The sequence below is a fragment of the Streptomyces sp. NPDC054932 genome (genome assembly GCF_053610205.1).
On sequence record NZ_JBSGXU010000012.1, the window covers coordinates 41,050 to 65,299 of the forward strand.

Sequence of the window (24,250 nt, forward strand, 5' to 3'; positions counted from 1 at the left end):
GGGTGTCTTGCCCCCTAGCTACGGCGGCGGCCCGCGGCGGCGGCGAGCGCGACCAGGATCAGGACCGCCGCGACCAGGAAGGTGAACCGCATCCCGCCCGCCACCGCCCCGGGGGGCGCCGAGGCGAAGTCGGCCGTCCCCGACGCCCGCGCGAACACGGCGCCCATGACGGCCGCACCGGTGACGAGTCCGAGGTTGCGCGAGAGGCCCAGCATGCCGGAGACGACACCGCGCCGGTCCGGGCCGACGTCCGCCATGACGGCGGTGTTGTTGGCCGTCTGGAACACGGCGTAACCGGCGGTCACGACGGCGAGGGGGGTGACGTACCCGAGCACACCGAGCGCCGGCGTCCCGGCCAGGGTGAAGGAGCCGGCCGCCATCGCGAGGAGCCCGAGGAGGGTCATGCGCCGCGCCCCGAACCGGTCGGCGAGACGGCCCGCCGGCACCCCGGTCACCGCGGCGACCAGCGGCCCGACCGACAGGACGAGCCCGACCGGGGCCTCGTCGAGCCCGAGCGTTCGGGACAGGTAGAACGGCCCGACCACCAGCGTCGCCATCATCACCGTCGACACGAGCGCGCTCGCGGCCAGACCCGCACCGATCACCGGATCGCGCAACAGCGCCCGCTCGACCAGGGGCGCGGCCACCCTCGCCCCGACCCGCACGAAGAGGGCGGCCCCGCAGGCGGCGGCCAGCAGCAGTGCTGCGTTGAGCGAACCGAAGCGGCCGCGGCCGAGGGTCATGGCGAGCCCGTAGGCCGCGAGCGTCAGCGCGAGCAGCAGCGTGCCCACGTGGTCGAAGCGGGCCCGGTCCGCCCCGGCGGACCGGTGCCGGTCGGCGGGCAGATGACGGTGGGCGAGCAGGAACGCGACGATGCCCAGCGGGACGTTGACGAGGAAGAGCGCCCGCCAGCCGAACCCGGCGAGCAGGGCCCCGCCCAGCGACGGACCCAGAGCGGTGCCCACCGCGGACATCGTGCCGAGCAGCCCCATGGCGCTGCCCGTCCGCTCCTTCGGGACCGTCTCGCCGACGAAGGCCATGGTGAGGGCCATCATGACGGCGGCTCCGAGGCCCTGCGCCGCCCGGGCGCCGATCAGCAGCCAGAGCGTGGGCGCGGCGGCGCACAGCACCGAGGCCGCGGTGAACAGGGCGATCCCGGCCAGGAGCAGCCGCCTGCGGCCGACGATGTCACCGAGCCGTCCGGCGCCCACGACCAGGGTGGTGACGGCGAGGAGATATGCGAGGACGATCCACTGGACCTGCTGGAAGGAGGCGGAGAACACCTGCGCCAGCGTCGGCAGGCCGACGTGGGCGATGCCCGTGCCGAGCGCGGACAGCAGTACGCAGAGCGAGAGACCGGCGAGCGCCCACCGGACCGCGGCCGTCCGCCCGGCGGCCCCGCCCGCCGTCCCGCCCGGGCGGGAGGTGCGGCGCTGTCCGGGGCCGGTTCTGGAATCACTGTGTGGGCTCATGCCGGGAGGGTGGACCCGGCAGGGAGCGAGCGGCAAACCTTGTTGCCGTTTCCGGGACGGCCGAGTGGAATGGCCGCATGGACAAGCCATCGCCGCACCGGGCGGTCCTCGACGAGGTCGCCCCCCGGCTCAGACGGCTGCGCGCCCGGCGCGGCCTCACCCTGGCCGCGCTCTCCGAGACGACAGGCATCTCGAAGAGCACCCTCTCCCGGCTGGAGTCCGGGCAGCGCCGCCCCAGTCTGGAACTGCTGCTGCCGCTCGCGGCCGCCTACCAAGTACCCCTGGACGACCTGGTGGGCGCTCCGGAGGTGGGGGACCCCCGGGTACGGCTGACCCCCCGCACCCTGCCGAACGGCGGCACGGCCGTACCCCTGACCCGGGGCCCCGGCCCCCTCCAGGCCTTCAAGATGCTCATCCCCGACCGGGGCGGCGAGCCGGACCCGCGCACGCACGAGGGCTACGAGTGGCTGTACGTGCTGGAGGGCCGGCTGCGCCTCGTCCTCGCCGAGCACGACCTGGTCCTCGGCCCCGGCGAGGCCGCCGAGTTCGACACCCGGCTGCCCCACTGGTTCACCAGTGCCGACGGGCGGCCCGTGGAGATCCTCAGCCTCTTCGGGAGACAGGGGGAGCGCATGCACGTCCGCGCCAAGCCCCGGGAGTGACGGCGGAACACCTGTGGGGGCCGTGGGCCCGGCGCGATTTCGCATCCGATGTGTCAAGTGGGATGAATCAAGCCGCAGATCGCTCTAGGGTGCGCCCGTAGGCACGGTTGTGGACTGCTGTTCGGCGGTTTTCGGCCATGACTCGCCCGGCCGCACCCTACGGCCGTACCGCACACCGAACTGGGGGATTCATGCGTAGATCCCGAGGGCTGGCGGCCGCGCTCGCCCTGTCCCTGGCCGGAACCGGCGCGGGGGTGGGCCTCGGCCTCGTCCCGCAGGCGGCGGCGCTCACCCCGCCCGTCGCGTTCACCGCCGACGCGCTGTCCACCTGGCAGCCCAACGGCGTCGTCTGGGCGCTCGCCGAGGCCGGCGGGCAGGTCTTCGCCGGCGGCACCTTCTCCACCGTGCGCCCGCCCGCCGGAGGCTCCGGAAGCGAGCAGTCGGCCGTGAACTTCGTGGCGCTCGACGCCGCGACCGGTGCCCCGACGTCCTGCAAACTGTCCTTCACCGTCGCCTCGGGGACCGCCACGGTCCGCGCGCTCGCCCTCTCACCGGACAAGACGACCCTCTACGCAGGCGGCTACTTCGGCGCCGTCAACGGCACGGCCGTCTCCAGCCTGGCCGCCGTCGACGTGGCGAGCTGCACCGTGAAGCAGGGCTTCCGCCCGGCCTTCGCGGCCACCGTCCGCGCCCTCGCCGTCACCGGCGACACCGTCTACGCGGGCGGCGACTTCCTCAGCGTCGCCGGCCAGCCGCGCCAGCGCTTCGCCGCGGTCGGCGCGACCGACGGCGCCCTGAAGCCCTTCACCGCCGACGCCGACGAGCCCGGGCGTGCCGTCGAGGTCACCCCGGACGGCAGCAAGGTGGTCCTCGGCGGCGACTTCTTCACCGTCAACGGGGCGAACACGCACGCACTGGCCGTCGTCGATGCGACCAGCGGCGCGCTCACCAAGTCGTACGCCGGATTCATCGAGACGAACTCCGTCGTCAAGGACATCGCGACCGACGCGACCGGCTTCTACACCGCCAACGAGGGCACGGGCGGCGGCGTCTTCGACGGCCGGATCGCGCTCAACCTCGGCGACTTCGGCCAGCGGTGGCGCGACACCTGCCTGGGCGCCACCCAGGCCGTGCTGCCGCACCAGGACGTCCTCTACAGCGCCTCGCACGCGCACGACTGCTCCAGTGTCGGGGAGTTCCCCGACGGCCAGCGCCACCACCTGCTCGCCCAGCCCACCAGCGGCACCGGCAAGCTGGGCTGGGCCCCCGACACCAACGACGGCATCGGCGAGGGCATCGGGCCGCGCGTGATGACGGTCGGGTCCAAGGGCGGCGTCCAGTACCTGTGGGTCGGCGGCGAGTTCACCACCGTCAACGGCGCGGCGCAGCAGAGCCTGACGCGCTTCGCCTCCACCGGGGACACCGGCGCGCCCACCGTGCCCGTGGTCAGCGCGGTCAGCTTCCGGCCCGGCGAGGTCCAGGTGCGCTGGCGCACCAGCCTCGACCTCGACGACAGCGCCCTGACCTACCGGATCCACCGGAACGGCGCGGCCACCCCGATCGCGACGGTCACCGCCGACTCGCTGTTCTTCAAGCGGCCGCAGGCCTCCTGGACCGACACCACCGCCGCAGCCGGCCAGTCGTACACCTACCGGGTGACGGCCACCGACGCGGCCGGCAACACCAGCGCCCTGTCCGCGACGGCGAGCGTGACCGTCCCGACCGGCGTGGACGGCTACCCGAACCAGGTCCGTGCCGACGGGGCCCAGCAGTACTGGCGCTACGACGAATCGGCCCTTCCCTTCGTCGCCGATTCCTCGGCCGGCGGCAACCGGAGCGGTGTGCACCTGAACGCCCCCGCCCTGCGGCAGACGCCCGGCGCGGTCTCCGGCGCGAGTACGGCGATCGGTTTCAACGGCACGGACACCCAGGTGTACGGGGACACGCGACAGACGGTCGGCAGCACCTACACCATCGAGACCTGGTTCAGGACGGACACCACCCGGGGCGGCAAGCTCTTCGGCTTCGGGAACAACCAGGCACGCGGCAGCAATCAGTACGACAAGCACATCTACATGACCAATGACGGACGGCTGGTCTACGGCGTCTACACCGGGGCCACCCGCACCATCACCACCCCGGGCGCCTACAACGACAACCAGTGGCACCACGTCGTCGCGACCCAGGGCCCCGGCGGGATGACCCTCTACGTGGACGGCGCCCAGAAGGGCACCCTGGCCGTCACCACGCACGAGAACTTCTCGGGCTACTGGCACGCGGGCGGCGACAGCCTCGGCGGCTGGCCCAACCGTCCCACGAGCGAGTACTGGGCGGGCCGGCTCGACGAGACCGCCGTCTACCCGACCGTCCTCGGCGCGGCGCAGGTTCAGAACCACTACGCCCTCGCCACCGCCCCGGCCGACTCGGTGGTCCAGGTGACCGCCGCGGAGGACACCTACGCCAATGCGGGGGCGCCCGCCACCAACTACGGCACCTCGGGATCGCTCGCGGTGCGCGGCACCTCGTTCTACGCGAGCTACCTGCGCTTCGACCTGCCCGCCGCGCCCGCGGGCACGGTGCTGAAATCGGCCGTGCTCGGCGTGAAGACGAGCACGATGAGCGGCGCCGGCACGACGGACACGGTCTCCGTCCTCCCGGTCACCGGGTCGTGGAGCGAGGGCGGGACGACGTACAACAACCGCCCCGCACCGGGTGGTCCGGCGCTCGGCTCCTTCGCCGGGATCCCGGACGGTTCGGCGGTGCACACCACCGGGCTGACCACCGCGAGCATCGCGGCGGCGCTCGGCGGCAGCTACGGCCTGGCGCTCACCAGCACCGGAACGGACGCCCTGTGGCTGTGGTCCTCCGAGGCGCAGGCCAATGAAGGGACACCGCAGCTGACGCTCACCTTCGGCGCACCGTGACCTGACGGCCCCGTGAAGAAGGGGGCGCGGGACAGGCCGACGGCTGTCCCGCGCCCCCTTTCGGCTCAGCGGCGCGCGTCCACCACCGCGAGGAGTTTGCCGCTGGTCGGGCTGCGGTCCAGCGACGCGCCGTCCACCGCCTCGACCACCAGCTCCAGCAGCCGCTCCGACACCGCCGAGCACAGCTCCGGGTAACCGGCCAGGAAGACCTCCCTCAGCCGCTCCGGATCCGTCGCCGCGGCCCGTTCCACCCGTACGGTCAGCCGCTCGCGCGCATCGGCGGAGTCGAGCCGGACCTGCAGCTCGCCGCGGTGGCCGCCGCGTTCCCCGGCCAGGTCCAGGAAACGGCGGTGGCTCAGGGAGTACGTCGCCACCCGCATCACGTCGCCGGTGCGCCCCCGCAGCTCGAAGCGGGGCGCGTGCCGCCCGCACGGGCAGCGGCCCGGGACCTCCCGGCCGAGGTCGCCGATCACGTACCGGCCCAGGTGCTGGCCGCGCCGGGCGTGCGTGGTGAAGACCAGCCGGCCCGTCTCGCCCGGGGCCACCGGACGGTCCTCGGCCAGGTCCACGATCTCCATCGTGTGCAGATCGGCGTGCAGGTGGTGGACGCCGCCGGAGCTCTCGGTGCACTGGTAGCCCAGCGGGCCGAGGTCGGTGCTGCCGTAGGTGATCGAGCGGACTACCTCGATGCCGAAGGTGTCCTTCAGGGTGCGCTGCTGCTCCTCGGTGAAGTGCTCGCCGCCGTAGAAGACCTTGCGCAGGCCCCCGTAGGCGCGCAGCGCGTCCGCCTCCGCGTGCAGCAGCTGCCACAGGTAGGAGGGCATGCCGAAGAGGGTGTCGGCCCCGTGGTCGACGATGGCCCGGGCCGTCGCCGCGTGGTCCGGCCCCGCGGCAAGCGGCAGCTGCACCCCGCCGAGCCGTTCCAGCACGGAGAAGAAGCTGATGAAGCTGCCGTACATGGCGCCGCAGTAGAAGAGGTTGGCGGTCCGGTCCGTGGCCGGGTCGTAGCCCGCGGCCAGCAGGCCGCGGGCGGCGGCGTGCATCTGCGTGTCGTAGTCGTCGTAGCTGAACACCGACAGCGCCGGCGCGCCGGTACTGCCGCCGCTGTGGAAGTACAGCTCGGCATCGGCCCGCGTCAGCCGGCGGGCCGGCTCCTGCACGTCCTCCTTGCCGAGCAGCGGGCCCGCGGGAAGCGGCAGCACCACGGGCCGTACCAGGTCGTCCAGGCAGGCGGTGGTGGCGAAGGCGGCCGGATCGGCCTGGACCGCGACGCGGCGGCTGTAGCGCTGCAGGGCGTAGACGCCGTCGTGCGGCTCACCCGCGTAGCTCTCCAGCATCGCGCCGACCGGCGTGACCCGGGTGACGCCGGCGGCCAGGGCGGTGCGGGACAGCTCGGCGATGTCCGCCCGGCTGCCCGCGAGGCCCGCCGTCTGCAGATAGCGGCGCATCGGCCGCAGGGTGGCGACCAGCCGCTTGCGGGGCAGCGGCTTGACCCACACGCTGCGGTGCAGCGGCGAGGCGGTCAGCGGGGACCGGGTGTCGGCCATGACCCGCCACGAGCCGTCGGCAGCGGCGAACACCCGGGTCAGGCCCAGGTGCTCCTCCAGCCGGGCCACCAGCTCGGTGGTGGTCAGCTCGGCCTCCTCCGCCGGGTCCGGCCCGCCCGCCGGTACGCCTGCCACGGCCGGCGGCCGGGCCGCGAGGACCGCGGCGAAGCGCTCGGCGAAACCGAACACCTCGTCCTCGTCCTCGGTGTCGAGATAGACCACCTGGGGGCTGGAGCACGCCTCCTGCTCGTACAGGCAGACGTCGTCCGCCAGCGCGTCGAGCGTGCCGGCGTCCGACCAGGCGTCGGCCGTCAGGTACGCGAAGGAGATCCGGTGCCCCCACTCCACCAGCCGGCAACCCGCGGGCACATGGGCCGCGACTCCCTCGACGGCGGCCTCCCCGCCCCATACGGCGACGGCGTCCGCGGGCGCGCACATCAGCCGCAGCCACTCCTGCCGGGAGGAGGGGAAGCGCAGGACGACGATCCGGGCGGCCAGGGCGCCACTGGGGTCCAGGGCGGCGAGCTCGGCCATCAGGTGCTGGGTCAGGAGCGTGTCGGCGCTGCTGGTCCTGAGGACGTTGACGTTCCCGGCGAGCAGGCCCTCGACGATGCTCAGCGGTGCGACCGTCGCGGCATTGCCCGGCGCGATGTGGGCGACCAGGCCGACGGGCGCCCAGGCCTCGTAGACCGTCTCGCGCGGATCCGCCCGGTTCAGCCGGCCGGGAGCCGCACTGCCGAGTTCCCGGCGCAGCTTGCGGGTGAGCTCCCGCCGGCCGAGGAGGCCGCCGAGCTCGGCCAGGACCGCCGGGTCCTCGCCCTCGGGCAGGTGGGCGGCGAGCCGGGCGTGTACGGGGTGGCCGGGGTCGCACAGGGCGGTGGCGAGGGCGTCGCACGCGGCCAGGACGGTCTCGGTCTCCAGGCCCTCCGCGAGCGCGGCCCCGACGGCCGCCGGCAGGCCGGCGAGCCGGCGGCCCGCCTCCTCGTCGTCGATGAACTCGCCCTGCCAGTAGTGGTGGTGCACGCTCACGGTCACGCCATTCCCTTCATCAGTTCGGCTGCGGCCACCGCGCAGCTGCGGTTGCGGCTCACTCCGGCACGGCCGTGGACGGTGAACCATGGGGTCGCGAGCTCGCACCCGCAGGCGTCGCCCGGCCGGAGGGAGGCGAGGTCGCCCATGACCACGCTCTGCGCCGGCACCGAGGTGATGTACGGCGACACGAGGTGCAGGTAGCCCGGCTCGCCGTACGGCAGCGGTTCGAGGGTGCGCGTGGAGCGGATCGTCACCCGGGACCAGACGGGGGCGTGCAGCCGGTGGTGATCGCACTCGATGTACGGGATGCAGTGCTCGACCGACCCGAAGGTGTCGCGGATCCGCTCACCCGGAATGCCGAGCTGCTCGGTGACGCGGGAGTACAGCTCCTCCTTGCCGATGCGCCGGTCGGCGTGCCCCTTCCAGCCGCCGCCGAGGACGACGAGGGAGCCCTCGGGCAGGCGCAGCGGGGGCAGCCCCATTGCCCGCATCCGCTGCAGGGTGAAGAAGAGGAAGGCCGGGAAGCCGAGGATGCGGACCGGGGCGTCCTCCTGCTCGAAGCGGCGCAGCGCGGCGATGCAGCCGAAGGGGTCGAACTCGTGCTCGCCGCCGGTGTTGCGCAGCGCGTACGCGACGCTGCGCGCGGGGGCGAAGTCGCACAGGTAGTTGTCGGTGAAGGCGGTCCCCAGGTTCAGCGAGGGGGCCGGCTCGTAGCTGTAGAGGAGGTAGTTGACCTCCTGGTCGGGGGTGATCCAGCCGTTGCGCTCGAAGATCCGGGCGACCATGCGCTGGGCGGAGCGGATGGTCCAGTGGTCGAAGAACATCTGCGACTTCTGGCCGGTGGTCCCGGAGGAGGTCAGGTGCAGCTCGACGTCCTCGCGGGGGACGGAGAGCACCTCGTGCCGCTTGAAGAAGTTCGCGTGGACGAGAGGCGTGCGGTAGGGCTCGGCCGGGGGAGTGGCCTCGTACAGGGAGCGGAAGAACGGGGAGCGCTCGGCGTGCCAGGCGTTGGTCTCCGCCATGGCCGCGGCGAACAGGGCGTCCTGCTCGGGCCCGAAGGCGTACGGGTCGGTCAGGTCGCACAGCTCCTGTACGTGCGGCAGCAGGGCCGGGTCGGGTACGGAGACCGGCGCGAGATGGGGGTTCATGGGGTCCATGGGGCTCATGAGGCAACCTCGGATGATGTGGGCAGGTGTGCCGACGCCCAGGCCGACACGTAGCAGTCCAGGTACGGCTGGAGGGGTGGTTCGACGGCGACGCCGCGGAAGTCGATGCGCTCGCCGGAACGGGACAGGACGGCGTAGTCGTGGAAGCCGTCGACGTCCGCGCGCATCGCCGGGTAGAGGGCCCCGGCGACGAACCCCTGGGCGAGGAAGGCCGAGAGGGCCTCGTGGTGTGCGAGCGGCACCAGGGCTTCGACGTAGCCGGCGCCCGCGCGGGCCAGGGCCCGGGTGACGGGTTCGAGGTGGGCGGCCGCGGCGGCCGGGTCGGGGTGGGCCGTCAGCAGGGAGGCGTACCCGCCGACGCGGTTGAGGTAGGCGTAGACCTCGAACCGGCCGTCTTCTGGGGTGAGCAGCACGTTCGGGGTGTGCAGCGGGTAGAACCAGCCCCCGGCGCCCGGGAACCGCTCGCGGAAGCGGCGGCGGACGAAGGCCGGTGCCTCGATCACCTCCAGCCGTTCGGCCGCAGCTCCCGGCGCGGGGACCGGGAGCGGGCCGGTGGCGGCCCGGACCCCGGGGTAGCCGATGCCGAGCGCGGATTCGGCCGTGCGCAGCAACGGCAGCAGCGGGGCGGGTACTTCGGTGACGGGGATCCGGCGGTCGAGCACACCGGCGGCGTGACGCGCGTAGAGCGCGAGGCTCTCGCGGCTGCTGAGATCCACCGCGTTGGGCAGGATGCCCAGCGGGCGGAAGCCGTTGCGGGCCACGACGCGCTGCGGACCGGCACTGACGGTGCGTACGGTCGCGTACACCGAGTCCAGGCGGCCCGTGTCCAGCATCCCGGCGCACAGGGCTTCGGTGAGGGCGGAGGCCAGGCCCGCCGAGCGGTGCTCGGGGTGCACGGCGATGCCCTCCAGGCGGCCGGTGCGGCTGCCCGCCTCGCCGTGGATGGCGGCGGACGCGGTCAGCGCCCCGGTGCCGGCGCAGCGGGTGACGAGCCACAGGGAGTGCGGGTCCGCGATGAGCCGGGCCATCTCGGCCGGGTCGGTGCCGAGGGCCACGGGGTAGTGCGGCCCGTAGACGGCGTAGTAGAGCTGGCGCAGTTCGGCGATGTCCGCGCGGACGGCCGGGGTGATCACGGGGCTCATCGCTCGCCTCCGGCGGGTTCCGCGACGGTCGGGTCGGGCGTACGGGACCCGAGCAGGGCCAGCGCACAGGCCGCCGGGAGCAGCCCGATGCCCTGCACCAGGCAGAGCGTCTGCGGGGAGAGGAAATCACCGGCGGAGCCGAACACCAGGGACGCCACCGGCAGGGAGGCGCCCAGGACGGCCTGCATCACGGCGAAGAAGCCGGGCTTGTCCGCCGCCGGCACCAGCCGCTGGAACAGGGCGACGAAACGGACGCTGACGGCCCCGGCACACCATCCGGCCACGGCCAGGCAGCCCGCGACGACCGCGCGGTGCGCGAACAGCCCGGGCAGCGCCAGAGCGAGGGCCATCAGGCCCAGGCACCAGGCACCGGCGACCGTGGGCCGCCCCGGCAGACGGGTGCCGGTGAAGGCGCCGACGAGCGCTCCGGTGCCCAGGGCGGCCTCCAGCAGGGCCACGGTGCCGCCTCCGCCGGAGAGGACCGAGCGGGTGTAGAGGGGGATGACGACGAACACGGCGGCGGTGAACAGGTTCGCCGCGGTGAAGCAGATCAGGATCCGCCGTACGGAGGGCAGTTCGGCCAGGATGCGGCGGAGCGGGCGCGGCCGGGGCGGGGCCGCGGCGCCGTCCGCGTCACCCGGTGCGACGGTCCGGAAACGGGCGCTCGCGACGAGCACGGCGGCGCCGAGGTAGGCGGCCGCGCAGCCGGCGGCCAGCCCGGACACGCCCGCCCGGTCGACGGTCAGGGCGCCGAGCAGCGCGCCCGCGAGGCCGGCCAGGGACTGGGTGGACAGCTCGAAGCCGGTGGCCGTCTCGATGTCGGCGTCGTCGACGAGTTCGGGTACCGAGGTGGTCAGGCAGGGGTCGAAGAACGCCTGGCAGGTCGCCAGGGCGAGGGCGGCGCCGTACACGCCGGCGAGCGGCGGGCCGTCGCCGTGGGCCCACAGCGCGAGGGCGCCCGCGGCGGCCCCGGCCAGCCCGGCGGCGGTCCGCAGCACGCTGCGGTGGGCGAACCGGGAGATGGTCCCGGCCACGACGGGCGCCAGCGCCACGGCGGGCACCGTGCAGGCCGCGAGGAACAGCCCGGAGGCCAGCCCGGGGGCCTCGGGCACGGCGTGGGCGACGATCCACCAGGCCACACCGACCTGGAACATGCGCACGGCGGCCTGGGTGAGGATCTGGCCGAGCCACACGGCGCCGAAGGCGCGGTTGCGCAGGACCAGCGGACGGCGCCGGGCAACGGCCCGTTCAGGGGTGCCGGCCCCGGCTCCGGTCCCGGTCCCGGCCCCGGTCCCGGCGTTCGTCCCGGGTGTGGCCTCGGGTGGGGCGGTCATGCGGTCGGCCTCTCGTCGAGGACCCGGACGAGCTTGCCCGAGCGCGGGTTGACGGCGAGGTCGCGGTGACGTGCCCACTCCACGGACAGCGGGTGCACGAACCCGGCACGCACGCTGTCCGGATACAGCGGCCGTACGGACTCCAGTTCCGCGACGACCGCGTCGGCCAGCGACGCACGGCCGTCCGCGACCCGGCCGCCGGCCTCGTCGCCGGGGGCCGTCGCCAGCCGCAGGACGAGTCCGTCGCGGCCGTCCCAGCGGCGGACGACGAGCTGCATGCCGACCACGCGGCCCGCGGTGTCCGCCGCGGCCACGGCGTCCTGGGCGTCCTGCGTGTAGAGGGAGACGGGGCCCACGCGCACGCCCTCGTCGGCGCGCCCGAGGATCCTGAAGTGGCCTGGCCCGGTTCCGGTCCACTCGGCCCGGTCGCCGGCCGGGTAGCGGATGATCGGCATCAGGCGGCGGAAGAGGCTGGTGACGACGACCCGTCCGGGCCGCCCCGGTTCGGTGATGGGTTCGTCGGTGGAGTCGTCGAGGATCTCGACGACCCCGTACGGGGTGAAGGCCCGGTGCACCCGGGCGTCGGAGCCGGGCACCGGGCGGCCGAGCAGGCCGGCGTCGACGCTGGCGTATCCGACGGAACGGACCTCGGCGCCGGGGAACGCGGAGGCCAGCAGCCGCCGTTGGTCGTCGAAGAGGGCCTCGCCGCCGAACAGGAGCAGCTCCACCGAATCGAGCCGGACACCGCAGGAGACGACCTGTTCGGCGAGCCGGCACAGGGTGGTGGGCGTGCCCGCCAGTACCTGGGCGGCGAGATCGCGCAGCGTGGGGATCGTCGACTCCAGCGGCGCGCCGCCGCCGATGGGCAGGCGGACGTTGTCCACGGGTGCGTGGGCGAGCGAGTCGAGGACGAAGAGGAAGCTGGCGTACAGCTCCCCGGCGTAGAAGAGGTCGGCGACGCGGTGACCCGGGCGCAGACCCGTGTCCACGAGCCCCTGGCCGAAGGCGGTGACGAACGTGCGCCACTCGTCGCGGGTGTAGACGGAGAACTTGGGGGACCCGGTGGTGCCGCCGGTCTTGTAGACCGTGGCCTCGCTGAGCGGGCCGGTCAGTACACGGCTGTCGTGAAGGGCGTTGGCCGCCCAGAAGTCCTGCTGGTCGACCACCGGCAGGTCGGTGAGGCGGTCGACGTGCGGCGGCAGGGACGCGTAGAGGTCGCGGTAGTAGGGCGAATTGTGGCGGGCGAAACGTATGAGGTCCGAGAGCTGCTGGGCGGACATGAGCCTTTGCCTGGGTGACGGGAACGGGGACGGGAGTCACGGCGGGGCGCGGCGAGAACGGGAACTCGCCTGCGGGATCGAGCCGGTGTCAACGGGGGACCCCCCGGCGCCCCCGCCTCCCTCACTGCACGCCGAAAGCTGACGTGCAGTCATGATGATGAAACATCAGTCCACTAATCACCAAATTGGCCGAGTATTTCCGGCCAGTGCGATCAAATTCAACAGTTTTTGCGGTCCGGAAGATTCCGCTCGTTGCGGCGCAGGGCGTCACGCAGCCGGGTGGCCTGGGTCACCGTGCGCGACTTGCCGCCCCGGGCCGCGGTGGCGGCGAGCGCGGCCGGTTCGGGCGCCGCAGCCCCGCACTGCTCCACGCACTCGGCCGCCGTCGCCAGCAGGTCCCCGGCGCCGCGGGGATCCGCCGTTCCCGTGAGCAGGGCGGGCAGCGCGGCCGCCAGCACGGCCCAGGAAGTCGCGTACGCGCCCGTCGCGGCCAGGGTGCGCATCGAATCGGCGAGCCGGGTGGGCTTGACCGTGCCCAGGGCGATCAGCTCGGCCAGGTCGGCGCCGAGGCGTACGGCATCCAGCTCCCCCTGGGCGGCGAGGGTGAGGAGTGCGTCCACGGCCCTCAGTCGGTCCTCGGGGTGCCGGGCGCCGAGTCCGGTGGCGACCGCCAGGTGCAGGGCCGGGCCGGCCGGTCCACCGGCCGCGGCGAGCAGGGGCAGCGCGGCGGCCCCCTCGCGTGCCTCGTGGACGGCGCAGGCCGTGACCACCGGGAGGCACCAGGCGGCCAGGGTCTCCCGGTCCTCGGGCAGGACCGCGAGCAGCGAAGCGTCGTCGCGGCTGTCCCAGCAGCGGTCGGCCGCCTTGCGGGCCCCCGCCAGCTCGTGGAAGGCGTCCGGGAAGCCGCGCAGTACCGTCGTACGGTCACCGGTGTCCATCACGAGCCGCTCGGGGGTGCCGCCTCCGTACGGGTGCGTCACCGCCGGCGCGGTACGGCGGGTGACGGCCACGGGCTGTCCGGCATCGCCGAGCCAGGCGGCCAGCCGGTCGCCCGCGGGCGTGCCGAGGGCGGCGGCCTCGGGGGCGACGGAGCCGTCGCGGCGGACCCGCAGCAGGGCCTGGGCGAAGTCCGCGGGCGCGGGCTCCGCACCGAGACGGCCGTACTCGACCAGGCGTGCGACCAGCACACGGGGATCCAGCGAGCCGGTCTCCACGGTGGGCGTGGCGAGCAGGAAGGGCAGCGGCCGGGACGTGATGCACCGCGCGGCCTCCGTCACGCGCGCATGGACGGCGGAGCCGATCGCGGTGTGGTGACAGTCGCTGCGCCAGGACACCAGCGCCGGCTGCGGTGTGCCGGTCGGCAGCGCGTCCAGGACGCAGGCGGCCACGTGCTCGAGACCGGGCAACTCGTGCGTGTAGTAGCGGAACTGCTCGGGATCGAGCCACCAGCGGTCCGCCAGCGCGGGACGCAGCGCCCAGGCGAGGGCCGCGCGGTCCCGGTACGCGTGCCGCACCAGCCCGTCCAGGGCGCGCTCGAACTCCTCGACGGTGGCGGCGCGCGAGTTGACGACCGCCGCGACGAGCTCCACGGTCTCGGCGACCGTCTCCGGGGCGGGGGTGAGCGGAGCCGGGAGCGGGAGCGGCGGCAGGATCTCCCGGTAGGGGCCGGACTCCCCGGCGGGGGCGGCGTCCGGTCCGAGGAGTTCGACCGCCCGGGCCCGGTGCACCGGACTCAACAACTGGGCCCGGTCGGCGAGTTCGGCGCGCAGGCCGGGATCGTCGGTGAGGTGGGCGGCGACCAGCTTGAGCGCCCGCTCCTGGATGTCGGTGTCCGCGTGCCCGAATGCCTCGGCGATCTCCGGCAGCAGCTCGGGGGCGGCGGCCGGGTTGCGGCCGAGCTCCTTGCCGACCAGGACGAGTTGCGAGCGGACCAGCTTCTTCTCGGGGCGGAAGAGGACGGCGGCCGACATCTCGGCGACCTGGCGGGGGGTCAGGTGACCCGCCGCGGCGAGCCGGGCGAGGGTCTGCTGGGCGCTCCCGGCAACGGCGGACGGGGCGTCGGCGGCCAGCGCGATCCAGTCGGCCGCCCGCTCCCGCTCCTCCTCGGCCGTCGGGCCGAGGGCCGCCAGGATCTCCTGGTAGGGCCTCAGCTGGGCGGGCTTGCCACCGCGCAGCAGCCTCGCGGTGCACCCGTCGAGCAGGACGGCACGGTCCAGGCGACCCTCGTCGGCCAGGGCGGCCAGCGCGGTCGGCCAGTTGCGGGGGTCGTCCGATTCCCAGCGCCAGGTGAAGGCACGGACCGGTTCGGCCGTCTCGAAGAGCCGCGGGACGAGGGTGGTGAGGTGGGGGTCGCCGCGCAGGGCGGCCACGAGAGCGGAACGGGACGCCCCCATGGCCGTCGCCCAGCCCTCGACGCAGCCGTCGGTGGTGGGCATCGGACAGCCGGCGAGCCCGACGAGCTCCCTGATCAGCGGGTAGTCCTGCTGGGCCGTGGCGGGCCGGGCGGCCAGCCGGTGGGCGAGGTCCCCGAGCCACTTCGGATCCCGTCCGGCCAGGACGTCGAGCAGCACGGCGGTGGGCGGCTGCGGTCTCCAGCGGCGCAGATCGGAGGCGCCGATCCAGGCGGCCGCGGCCGCCGCCCCCGTATTGCAGACGGCTCCGGCGACCACGAGGGCCGGGCTCGACAGGTTCCCGTCCTGCCAGCGCTCCCACCGCGAGGAACGCAGCTCGCCGCGCAGCTCCTTCAGCCCGGCGAGCAGCGCACGGCGCCGTGCGGGTTCCAGCGGCTTGAGGAGACCCGGCAGTTCGGCGGTGCGGCCCGCCCGTACCGCTGCGAGGACGTCCTCGGTCACCCTGTCGGCGGCGTTGTCGGTGGCGTTCATCGTGCGGCTCCGGAAGAGACGGGGGAGACAGAAGGGGTGGCAGAGGCGGTGGCAGCGGCGGCCCGCAGGGCCATCCGCGTCGCGAGCGCGTGCTTGCAGGGGCCGCGGCGGCCCCGGTAGTCGGCCCACCACTGGCAGGTGCAGCTGAGCGCCCCACCCGACTCGCGGACCTGGTAGCGGCGTTCGCCGGAGGCCACCACGGCGGTACCGGAACCGTCCAGGGCGACCGCACCGGCCTCCAGCAGGGCGCGGGCGGCGACCAGCCGCGGGTTGTGACGCTCGGCGCGGCGGGCGTCGTAGGGGAGTTCGCGGTGGAACCAGGCGGCTTCGGCGATGTCGTAGCCGACCCGGCCGGCCGTTCCGAGACGGGTCAGCGCGGCCCGGACGCGGTCCACCGGAAGCCCCGACTGGTCGGCGAGATCGGCCGGATCGATGCGCGGCTCCCAGGCGAGCAGTACGGAGATCAGCTCGGCGTCCGCGGCCGCCGCGTCGGTGGCCAGGGCCTCCAGGACGCCGCCCTCGCCGGAGAACCCGCGGTCGGCCTCGGGGGAGAGGGTGAGCGTGAGCCGCATCCCGGGCAGTGTCACTTCCCAGGCGGAGGCGGTGGGGCCGGTCCCGTCCGGCACGGGACCGTACACCCGCAGGCCCGTGGCGTGCCGCAGCACCCGCTGGAGGGCGGCGAGGCGTTCGGGGCCGGGCAGGCAGACCGCGCCGGGCACCGGCCGGGTGGTGGGGCGCAGCGTACGACCGGTGGGAACCACCCACAGGGCGCCGCTCGCGGCCCCGCCGGCCGCCGCGGTACGGGGCAGGGAGCGGAGGAAGCGCGCCGCCTCGGCCGCGGTCAGTTCGGCCCGCAGGTCGAAGCCGGTGGTGACGGCCTGGGACTCGGCGAAACCGCGCAGCCAGCGCTCCGGCAGCGGAACCTTCTTCTCCACGACCGGCCCGTCGAGGGTCGTCACCGCCATCTCGTCGGGGCCGACGCGCAGGTGCAGCGGGTCGTCACCGCTCAGCCGGGACAACGCCTCGCGCAGCGGGTTGTTGACGTCCACGTTCGTGGTGCCGTGCCCGGTGTCGGCGCCGCGCAGACCGTCCGGCAGTACGTCGAGCCGGGCGTACACCCCGCAGCACCCGGAGAAGGACTCGAAGCGCAGCCGGTCGCCGTTGCCCGTGACGACCGGGTCGAGCGAGGCGCGCAGGGTGCGCCGGTAGTAGCGGGCCGCGGCCACGTCCGCGACGGCGAGCAGCGCCCGCGCGGCCGCCTGGGGCGCGCTCAGGAACCCGGCGAAGAACTGGGGGTGAGGATCGGCACCGGCCGGGGTCAGACCCCCTGCCGTCTCCAGGTCGAGGGCCTGCCCCGCCGCGGCGGCGGTCAGGGAGGAAGGGCGTGCGTAGGCGAAGGTATGTGCGGTCCGCGTCATGTCCGAGACGCTAGACGGACCCACTGACAAAGCCCGTTGCCCGCCGGCGGAAGGGCAGGAGGGCCCCGCTCCCGCCGGAGGGCTGCCGACTCCCCGGTCCCGGGTCCCTCAACGGGACGGTCCTCAACCCAGGTCGTAGGTGAAGGTGTACGCGACGGAGGTGTCGCCGTGGCGGTACGTGAAGCCTCCGGTGCCCGTCAGCCCGGCGAGGTCCCCGGTGCCGGAGCCGGCGACCACCTCGAAGCGGCAGACGGTGCCGCCGGCGTCGAAACTTCCCCGCTCCTCCAGGACGAAGCTGCCCTTGAGCCCGTCGACGCTGCCGGTGACCAGCTCCATGCCGCTGTAGGAACCGAGGTTCTCCCCGGTGTAGGCGATCGTGTAGTCGCAGGCCGTTCCGGCGGCCTCGATCCCGCCGGTGAAGGTGTTGTTGACATGGGCGTGGGCCAGCCGCGGGACGGCGGGGACGGCATCCGTGGCAGCCGTGGCATCCACGGCATCCGCTGTATCCACGGCCTCCGTCGCGTCGCCGGCCGGGCGCTCCTCCCAGTTGGCGAAGGTGAAGCGGCCACCGGTCTCTACGGGCGTGGGCATGATGGTCCTCTCGGCCGGCCGGACGGTCGATCCGCCCGGTGTGTCCCCAGGCTGGCAGCCGTACCTGACACCTCCTGTCAGGTACGGGAGACAATCACGTCATGCGTGCCGACCGGCTCCTCTCCCTGCTCCTGCTGCTGCAGAACCGCGGCCGGATGACCGCCCCCCAACTCGCCGCCGAGCTGGAGGTGTCGGTCCGTACGATCCACCGCGACATCGAAGCCCTCGGCGCCTCCGGTGTCCCCGTGCTCGCCGACCGCGGCCCGGCCGGCGGGTACCGACTGGCCGAGGGCTACCGCACCCGCCTCACCGGCCTCACCGACGCCCAGGCCGGCTCCCTCTTCCTGGCCGGGGCCCCCGGCCCCGCACAGGAGCTCGGACTCGGCGCCGACCTGGCCGCCGCGCAGCTGAAACTCCAGGCGGCGCTCCCGGCCGCCCTCTCCGAACGGGCCCGGAGGATCCAGGACCGCTTCCACCTCGACGCGCCCGCCTGGTTCCGGGAGGCCGACCCCGTCCCCCACCTCGCACGGATCGCCGAGGCCGTCTGGGACCAGCGCGTCCTGCGCACCCATTACCGCCGCTGGCGCGGCGAGGTACGGCGCGATCTGCACCCCCTCGGCCTCGTCCTCAAGGGCGGCATCTGGTACCTGGTCGCCGATGTCGAGGGGGCCGCACGCACCTACCGGGTCTCCCGGTTCCTGGCGGTGGACACCGCGGCGGAGCACTTCGAACGCCCCGCCGGATTCGAACTCGCCGCGTACTGGCAGGAGTCCACCCGGCGCCTGGACGCCGCACTCCACCAGCAGACGGCCGAACTGCGGCTGTCCCCGCGCGGTCAGCAGCTGCTGCCGATGCAGTTCGGAGCGGCGGGCACCCGGGCGCTGGCCGACGCCGGACCGGCCGACGCGGACGGCTGGGTCCGGCTGCGCCTCGACGTCGAGTCCCCGGCCGTCGCGGTCGGCGACCTGCTCCGCCTGGGCACCGAGGCCGAGGTGCTCGGCCCGCCCGAACTGCGCCGGGCCCTCGCCGAGGTGGTGACCGCACTGGCCGAACGCTACGCGTGACGCGTGGGAGCGGCCCGCGGCGAGGCGCCGCGGCGTTTCGCCACGGTGCGGACAGCGAACACTGAGTGACGCTATGTTGCACACGCGCAGGCACCATCAGCGACGAAAGGTCCACTGCCATGGCTCGGCTCAACCTCGTCCAACTGGGCCTCACTGCCGCCCAGAACATCCAGACCGCCGACGAAGTCCGTCGTGACCCGGCCGTCGTCAAGGCTGCCAAGCAGTTCGCGGAGGACAGCGCCCGGGCCTTCCGCTCCGGTAGTGCGCTGGCACGTGAGGCCCAGTTCTCCTGGCGCCGGCACAGCCCGGCGACCAGAGGGACCGGAACCGATGAGTGAGTTCAGCGCCGAGGCGATGGGCCTCGTGATCCGCGAGCACCACCAGGCCCGCAACGCCTCGATGACCCAGGAAGAGCGCGAGCCCGACCGGGCCATCGACGAGACGCTGCGGTACGCGGACAGGGACCATCAAGTCGATCGTCTGAGTCCCGAAGTCGCTGCCCCGCACACCGGTGGGCCGGGGTCGGACGGCGGCTGCGGCAACGCCCGATGAGGCAACTCCCGGAACGGGACCCGCTACGCGCCCCGGGGCCCGGCCGGGGGCTCGACCTCCAGGAAGCGGCGCCGGCGGGGGCCCCGGTACAGCAGGCACACCCAGCCCAGCCGCTCCAGTACGGCCGCGCAGGCCGTCAGCCGTTCCTGTTCCTCGCCCGCCGCGCCGCCGCCCGCCGGGCCGACCCAGGTCACCTCCACCCGGCCGGGCTCGGCTCCGGCCGCCACGCGGTAGCCCGTCCGCGTGCGCCGCCCCTCCGCGTCCAGGGCCGACGGCGCGATCCCCGCCGCCTCCAGTACGAGGGCCACCGCGCGCGGCAGCTGCCGTACCTCCCACGGCGCGGGAACCTCCGCGCCCGCCGGGCCGCCCAGCATCCGGCGGATCTGCAGCAGCCCCTCGTACGCCGTGCGCAGCTCGCCCTCCCGCCGCTCCGACGGCTCGGCCGGACCGTCACCGGTCGCCGGCTCGAAGCCCTGCCCCGGTACCGTCATCACACCCCACCACCCACGCGTCTGAGTACCTCACGCCCAACGGCCTGAGTATCCGCCCCGATTCCCCGGAGCGCGGCCGCTGGTCGAATGGGGGCATGACTTCAGACGCCCCGATCAGCGCGCCGGCCCGCCCGCGCATCCAGCACGTGACCACCGCGGGCTCGGCCCTGGCCGTGGCCCTGGTCCCGCTGGTCGTCGGCGTCCTGTTCGCCAAGGCGATGGCCGCCGACCCGATGACCCCGGTCAACGCCCTGATCGCGGGCGGCGGCCAGCGGGCGGTGCTGCCGCGGGGCGAGTGGAAGCGGCGCGGGCACAGCACCGTGCGCAGGCTGCGCACGGCCCGGCGCACCACGGCCCGGCGGTGCGCCCGTGCCTGCGGACGCCGCCCCTGAGGAGCTGAGGACTTCCCCGCGGGGCTTCAGGACGTGGCAGCCAGCGACTCCGGGGGCGCCTGAGCCGGCTCCAGGGGTTGCAGAGGTTCCAGGGGTTCCAGGGGTTCCTGGAGTTCGGTGACCCACTGGTCCGGGTCCTGCGGGCAGGCCAGCGTCAGCTCGCGCGCGTACCCGGCCCGGCCGTGCCCGTGCGCGTCGATCCAGCGCGCCAGGGCCTGCGCCGTCGGCAGGACGCCGTCCATCGAGCCCCGGTGCACGACGGTCGCGGCCCGTTCCACCGCGGGGAGCGTGACGATCCGTACCTCGCCCCCGAGGTCCGCGGCGCGCACCGCGGCCGCCACCGGCAGCCCGGCGTGGACGAGGACCGCCGGTGCGGACTCCGGGTCGGGCGCGTCCTCGTAGTAGGCGGTGCCGGGACCGGTCGGGACGACCCCGGCCTCCTCCAGACGGCGGCACAGTTCGTCGTAGAGCGGTCCGATGACCGGGCCGATGTCCTGCGGTTCATAACTCGCGGCCGTGCCGGTCAGCTCGGCGAGCCGGACGGCCGGCAGGCTCTTCACGACGATGTCGTCGGCAGGCATGCCTCCCTCGTTCTCGATGGTCCGCAGCCTCGCCTCGACCTGCACCAGCCGGGCCGCCGCGGCGGCCACGGCGGTCTCCAGCTCCGCCTGCCGCAGCCGCAGCATGCCGCGCAGCTCCTCCACGCCCACCTGCTCGTCGAGGATCGTCCCCACCTGGTCGAGGCTGAAGCCGAGTTCCTTGAGCGCGATGACACGGTTGAGGCGGGCGAGCTGCCCGGCCTCGTAGAAGCGGTAGCCGGTGAACAGGTCGACGCGCGCCGGGCGCAGCAGTCCGAGGGCGTCGTAGTGACGCAGCATGCGGACCGACACCCGGCCGTGCTTGGCGAAGTCTCCGATGGTGAACATGACGCGCTCCACTGCGAGGTCCGGGCCGGGGGACGGGCCAAGCATCGCACCGGGTACGGACGCCGTGGTCAGCGCCCGTACTGCCGCACGCACAGGTCGACGATCGACGGCGGTACCGTGCCCTCCGCGGCCGCGCACAGCTGGTCCATGCGGGGCGGCGGGGCCTGCCGCCGGTGCGGGTGGGCGGTCGCCGATCCGGGCAGCCGTTTGCGCCGGGGCGGTGGCGCCGCCTTGGCCGGGGCCCGCCCGCGCGACGGCTCCGGTTCGGGGGCGGACCTGGGGGCCGACTTCGGTCCCGTTTCCGGTTCGGGGGCCGGGCCCGGAGCCGGGGTGGCGGCCTCGGGCAGCGTCCCCAGGGGCAGGGCCAGGGGCGTCGGGACCTCGGGCGCTTCGGCGGGCGGTACGGACCCCCGTACGGGGTCCGGAGCCGGAGCCTGCGGTCCGACGGAGACACAGCCGGCGCTCGCGAGGAGCGCGACGAGGGAGAGGGGCAGGGCCCGGCGTAACTGCATCCGACCACCTTGCCGTACGGCGGGCCCGGCCCGGCGCTCCTCTCACGCGTGCGGGTGACCCGGGCCGGGCCGGAACGGCCGGAGCGCGCGGAGAACGGCCATGGTCTGCGGGAACGACCCGGGCCTGTGGGAAGGACCGGGGCCTGTGGGAAATTGGAACGGCAGTACGGGCGAAGGGGGAGGCGCGACCCCCGGCTCCCCGTGCCGTGGTGTCCTGCCCGTCGATCGCCCGTACGGAGAAACGATCCATGACCTCAGCTGCCGCGCCCGGCAACCACCCCGCACCGCCCCCCGAGTCCGGTCCGCCCGGAGGTCCGGGGCCCGAGGCCCGGCCGGGGACCGGGTCCGCACCGGGGGCAGGGTCCCCGCCGGGAAGCGGCGCCGCCCCGTGGAAGGGCTGGGCGGCCGTGTGCGCGGTCTCCCTCGGCATCTTCTGCCTGATCACCTCCGAGCTGCTCCCCGTCGGCCTGCTCACCCCCGTCGGGGCCGACCTCGGCGTGTCCGACGGGACCGCCGGCCTGATGGTCACGGCGCCCGGGCTGGTCGCCGCGTTCTGCGCACCGCTGGTCACGGTCGGGGCCGGCCGGCTCGACCGACGGCTCGTGCTGTGCGTGCTGATCGCCCTGATGGTCGCCGCCAACCTCGCCGCGGCCGTCGCCCCGGACTTCACCGTCGTACTGGCGGCCCGGCTGCTCGTCGGAGTCAGCGTCGGCGGCTTCTGGGCCATGGCCGGCGGCCTCGCCGTACGCCTCGTGCCCGAGCGCCACGTCGGCCGGGCCACCGCGCTCGTCTTCGGCGGTGTCCCCACCGCCTCCGTGCTCGGCGTCCCGGCCGGGACCCTGCTCGGCGAACTCGGGGGCTGGCGCGCCGCCTTCGCAGCGGTCGGCGCCCTCGGCCTGGTCACGCTGACCGCCCTGCTCCTGCTGCTGCCCCCGCTGCCGCCGACCCGGCACGTCGCCTTCCCCGAACTCCCCGTCCTGCTCCGCGAGAACCGTGCCGTCCGGGCCGGAGTCATCGTCACCTTCCTCGTGGTGACCGGGCAGTTCGCCGCCTACACGTTCGTCCGGCCGATCCTGCAGGACGTCTCCGGCATCGACACCCGGTACATCAGCACCCTGCTGCTCGGCTACGGCGTCGCGGGGGTCGTGGGCAACTTCCTGGCCGGGGCGCGCGACCCTTACCGGACCCTGCTCGTGGTCAGCTCCTCCCTCACCGTGATCCTCGCGCTGATCGCCGTCCTTCCGGGACCGGTCGCCGGGACCACGCTGCTGCTGGCCTGGGGACTCGTGTACGGAGGGGTCTCGGTCAGCGTGCAGGGCTGGATGATCAAGGCGGCCCCGGACGCACCCGAGGCGGCTTCCTCGCTGATGGTCGCCATGTTCAACCTCGCCATCGCGGCGGGCGCGCTGGGGGGCGGCCTCGCGGTCGACGGCCTCTCCGTACCCGCCGCCCCGCTCGGCGCAGCCGCCCTGATGCTCGCGGCCGCCGGCACCGTCCGGGTGACGGCGATCCGCCGCACCCCCGGCACCCCCGCCACCCCCGGCTGACCGGCGGGGCGCGGCGGGGGTGAGGCGGGAGCGCCCGTGCCCGACAGATCGGATTGATGGGGTGAACCGGACGCCCGGCTTGACCCGGCACCCACTGGAGGGCAAGAGTGCGCCGATCGAGGACCACTGCTTGAGCCGCACCCCGGAGATACGCCAGATGTCCATATCCGTTCGCTCGTCGATCGACCCCGCCGCACTCGGCGGCTCTCCGGCACACGGCACGCCCGGCACGCCCGCCCCCGGCGCCGGTGCGGCCCCGGCTCCCGCCGCCCGGCGGCGCAGAGCCTGACCGACCGGGAGGGGGCCGGCACCGCACCGCCGCGCCGGCCCCCGTCCCAGCCGGGAGACCACCATGTCCCAGGACCCTGATGAGAGCGGGATCGTCCCCGACGACCACCTGCTCGTACGCCCGTACGTCGCCTCCTCGGCCCCGCCGCCCGGGTCGACGGCGCCCGCCTGGCCGCAGACCGGCCCCCTCGCCTTCCCCGGTCCCGCGCACGGACCGCACCCCGGTGTTCCCGCTCCCACAGCAGCTCCCGCAGCCGCTCCCGCAGCCACCTCCACGTCCGCTCCCACCGCCGTCCGGGACGACGCCGCACGCGGAGGCCGCAGCCCGCTTCCGACCGCCGTGCTCAGCCTGCTGGCGCTCGGCGCGGTGGGCACCCTGGTGCTCCTGCTGAGCGGCCCCGACACGCAGCCGCCCCGGGCCGGGGCGCCCGCCGAGCTGTCCGTCCCGGTGCTCCCGGCGCGCAGCCCGGACTCCGACTCCGACGACCCCGGGCCGACCGCCTCCGTACGGTCCGGCGCGCCCTCGTCGTCACCGTCCCCCTCGGCCGAGCCGGATGCGACCACGAGCCGGAGCCCGAAACCGTCGTCCTCGCCGGGCGCTTCGGCCTCTGGTACGCCCGGCTCCTCCGGAACGCTGCGGATGGGGGACAGCGGCCCCGAGGTGCGCGCGCTGCAGGAGCTGCTCCACGGGCAGGGGTTCACATACGTCTCCGTCACGGGTGTCTACGACAGCCAGACCAAGCGGGGCGTCGGCCAGCTGCAGCGCGACCGGTCCATCAAGGGCGACCCGCCGGGCGTCTACGGCCCGGCCACCCGGGCGGCGATGGGCTGACCCCACCGCCGCGGGGCCGGGAACAGCGGCCGCCGGTGACGACCGTGACCTGACGAGGTGCCACGGTGGCCTCCCGCGTGAACGCGGAACGCGGAACACGGGAATGCCCCTGCCCGGGGTGCGGGGGAGGGGCGGCAGGCTAACACCGCGATAATCGCTGGACCAGCGGAAATGGCGGCAAGCAGAGTGGTCGTCA

General features: G+C 74.5%; 21 protein-coding genes. 9 read left to right on the forward strand and 12 right to left on the reverse strand.

Going from position 1 to position 24,250, the window contains the following annotated elements:
• Positions 1-14 precede the first annotated feature (14 nt).
• The gene (locus tag ACWGE1_RS05695; RefSeq protein ID WP_453419275.1) at positions 15-1,472 is read right to left on the reverse strand and encodes an MFS transporter; all 1,458 of its coding nucleotides are present in this window, start codon (positions 1,470-1,472) and stop codon (positions 15-17) included.
• 77 nt (positions 1,473-1,549) lie between these two features.
• Between ACWGE1_RS05695 and ACWGE1_RS05700 the strand changes: the two genes are divergently transcribed.
• Positions 1,550-2,134 (forward strand): helix-turn-helix domain-containing protein, encoded by a 585-nt coding sequence (locus tag ACWGE1_RS05700; RefSeq protein ID WP_453419276.1) that lies wholly within the window; start codon positions 1,550-1,552, stop codon positions 2,132-2,134.
• A 191-nt stretch (positions 2,135-2,325) separates the two neighbouring features.
• Positions 2,326-5,058: a DNRLRE domain-containing protein gene (locus ACWGE1_RS05705; RefSeq protein WP_453419277.1), complete on the forward strand. Its 2,733-nt coding sequence runs from the start codon at positions 2,326-2,328 to the stop codon at positions 5,056-5,058.
• 65 nt (positions 5,059-5,123) lie between these two features.
• On the opposite strand, the gene ACWGE1_RS05710 is transcribed toward ACWGE1_RS05705, so the two are convergent.
• The 8 genes from ACWGE1_RS05710 to ACWGE1_RS05745 form a co-directional block, all read right to left on the reverse strand.
• On the reverse strand, positions 5,124-7,640 hold the full coding sequence (locus ACWGE1_RS05710) for an acyl-CoA reductase (protein ID WP_453419278.1): 2,517 nt from the start codon (positions 7,638-7,640) through the stop codon (positions 5,124-5,126).
• Complete coding sequence (locus ACWGE1_RS05715; RefSeq protein WP_453419309.1) at positions 7,637-8,785, reverse strand: LuxE/PaaK family acyltransferase; 1,149 nt, start codon at positions 8,783-8,785, stop codon at positions 7,637-7,639. The genes ACWGE1_RS05710 and ACWGE1_RS05715 overlap by 4 nt, the downstream gene beginning before the upstream one ends.
• 14 nt (positions 8,786-8,799) lie before the next feature.
• Positions 8,800-9,945 carry a GNAT family N-acetyltransferase gene (locus tag ACWGE1_RS05720; protein ID WP_453419279.1) on the reverse strand — a complete coding sequence of 382 codons (1,146 nt, stop codon included), beginning with the start codon at positions 9,943-9,945 and terminating at the stop codon, positions 8,800-8,802.
• Positions 9,942-11,279, reverse strand: a complete 1,338-nt coding sequence (locus ACWGE1_RS05725; RefSeq protein WP_453419280.1) for an MFS transporter — start codon at positions 11,277-11,279, stop codon at positions 9,942-9,944. Before ACWGE1_RS05725 ends, ACWGE1_RS05720 begins: the two co-directional genes overlap by 4 nt.
• Positions 11,276-12,559: a phenylacetate--CoA ligase family protein gene (locus ACWGE1_RS05730; protein WP_453419281.1), complete on the reverse strand. Its 1,284-nt coding sequence runs from the start codon at positions 12,557-12,559 to the stop codon at positions 11,276-11,278. The genes ACWGE1_RS05725 and ACWGE1_RS05730 overlap by 4 nt, the downstream gene beginning before the upstream one ends.
• Before the next feature lie 218 nt (positions 12,560-12,777).
• Complete coding sequence (locus tag ACWGE1_RS05735; RefSeq protein WP_453419282.1) at positions 12,778-15,441, reverse strand: DUF7824 domain-containing protein; 2,664 nt, start codon at positions 15,439-15,441, stop codon at positions 12,778-12,780.
• Positions 15,438-16,859 (reverse strand): SWIM zinc finger family protein, encoded by a 1,422-nt coding sequence (locus tag ACWGE1_RS05740; RefSeq protein WP_453419283.1) that lies wholly within the window; start codon positions 16,857-16,859, stop codon positions 15,438-15,440. Before ACWGE1_RS05740 ends, ACWGE1_RS05735 begins: the two co-directional genes overlap by 4 nt.
• A 123-nt stretch (positions 16,860-16,982) precedes the next feature.
• A complete protein-coding gene (locus ACWGE1_RS05745) occupies positions 16,983-17,450 on the reverse strand; it encodes a DUF3224 domain-containing protein (RefSeq protein ID WP_453419284.1) in 468 nt (155 codons plus the stop codon).
• Positions 17,451-17,551: 101 nt separating this feature from the next.
• Here ACWGE1_RS05745 and ACWGE1_RS05750 point away from each other — a divergent pair, with 101 nt between their 5' ends.
• The 3 genes from ACWGE1_RS05750 (at position 17,552) to ACWGE1_RS05760 (ending at position 19,066) form a co-directional block, all read left to right on the forward strand.
• The gene (locus ACWGE1_RS05750) at positions 17,552-18,514 is read left to right on the forward strand and encodes a helix-turn-helix transcriptional regulator (RefSeq protein WP_453419285.1); all 963 of its coding nucleotides are present in this window, start codon (positions 17,552-17,554) and stop codon (positions 18,512-18,514) included.
• Positions 18,515-18,633: 119 nt separating this feature from the next.
• Entirely contained in the window at positions 18,634-18,852 is a 219-nt protein-coding gene (locus ACWGE1_RS05755) for a hypothetical protein (RefSeq protein WP_453419286.1), read from the forward strand.
• Positions 18,845-19,066: a hypothetical protein gene (locus ACWGE1_RS05760; protein WP_453419287.1), complete on the forward strand. Its 222-nt coding sequence runs from the start codon at positions 18,845-18,847 to the stop codon at positions 19,064-19,066. Before ACWGE1_RS05755 ends, ACWGE1_RS05760 begins: the two co-directional genes overlap by 8 nt.
• Before the next feature lie 23 nt (positions 19,067-19,089).
• Here ACWGE1_RS05760 and ACWGE1_RS05765 read toward each other — a convergent pair whose 3' ends face one another.
• Positions 19,090-19,557 carry a hypothetical protein gene (locus ACWGE1_RS05765; protein ID WP_453419288.1) on the reverse strand — a complete coding sequence of 156 codons (468 nt, stop codon included), beginning with the start codon at positions 19,555-19,557 and terminating at the stop codon, positions 19,090-19,092.
• Between the two features lie 95 nt (positions 19,558-19,652).
• On the opposite strand from ACWGE1_RS05765, the gene ACWGE1_RS05770 reads away from it, so the two are divergent.
• On the forward strand, positions 19,653-19,949 hold the full coding sequence (locus ACWGE1_RS05770; protein WP_453419289.1) for a hypothetical protein: 297 nt from the start codon (positions 19,653-19,655) through the stop codon (positions 19,947-19,949).
• 26 nt (positions 19,950-19,975) lie between these two features.
• Here ACWGE1_RS05770 and ACWGE1_RS05775 read toward each other — a convergent pair whose 3' ends face one another.
• Positions 19,976-20,875: a MerR family transcriptional regulator gene (locus ACWGE1_RS05775; protein ID WP_453419290.1), complete on the reverse strand. Its 900-nt coding sequence runs from the start codon at positions 20,873-20,875 to the stop codon at positions 19,976-19,978.
• Between the two features lie 68 nt (positions 20,876-20,943).
• Positions 20,944-21,387, reverse strand: a complete 444-nt coding sequence (locus ACWGE1_RS05780) for a hypothetical protein (RefSeq protein ID WP_453419291.1) — start codon at positions 21,385-21,387, stop codon at positions 20,944-20,946.
• Between the two features lie 248 nt (positions 21,388-21,635).
• Between ACWGE1_RS05780 and ACWGE1_RS05785 the strand changes: the two genes are divergently transcribed.
• The 3 genes from ACWGE1_RS05785 (at position 21,636) to ACWGE1_RS05795 (ending at position 24,054) form a co-directional block, all read left to right on the forward strand.
• Positions 21,636-22,934, forward strand: a complete 1,299-nt coding sequence (locus tag ACWGE1_RS05785; protein ID WP_453419292.1) for an MFS transporter — start codon at positions 21,636-21,638, stop codon at positions 22,932-22,934.
• 130 nt (positions 22,935-23,064) lie between these two features.
• A complete protein-coding gene (locus tag ACWGE1_RS05790; RefSeq protein WP_453419293.1) occupies positions 23,065-23,223 on the forward strand; it encodes a hypothetical protein in 159 nt (52 codons plus the stop codon).
• A 63-nt stretch (positions 23,224-23,286) separates the two neighbouring features.
• A complete protein-coding gene (locus tag ACWGE1_RS05795) occupies positions 23,287-24,054 on the forward strand; it encodes a peptidoglycan-binding domain-containing protein (protein WP_453419294.1) in 768 nt (255 codons plus the stop codon).
• Positions 24,055-24,250 lie beyond the last annotated feature (196 nt).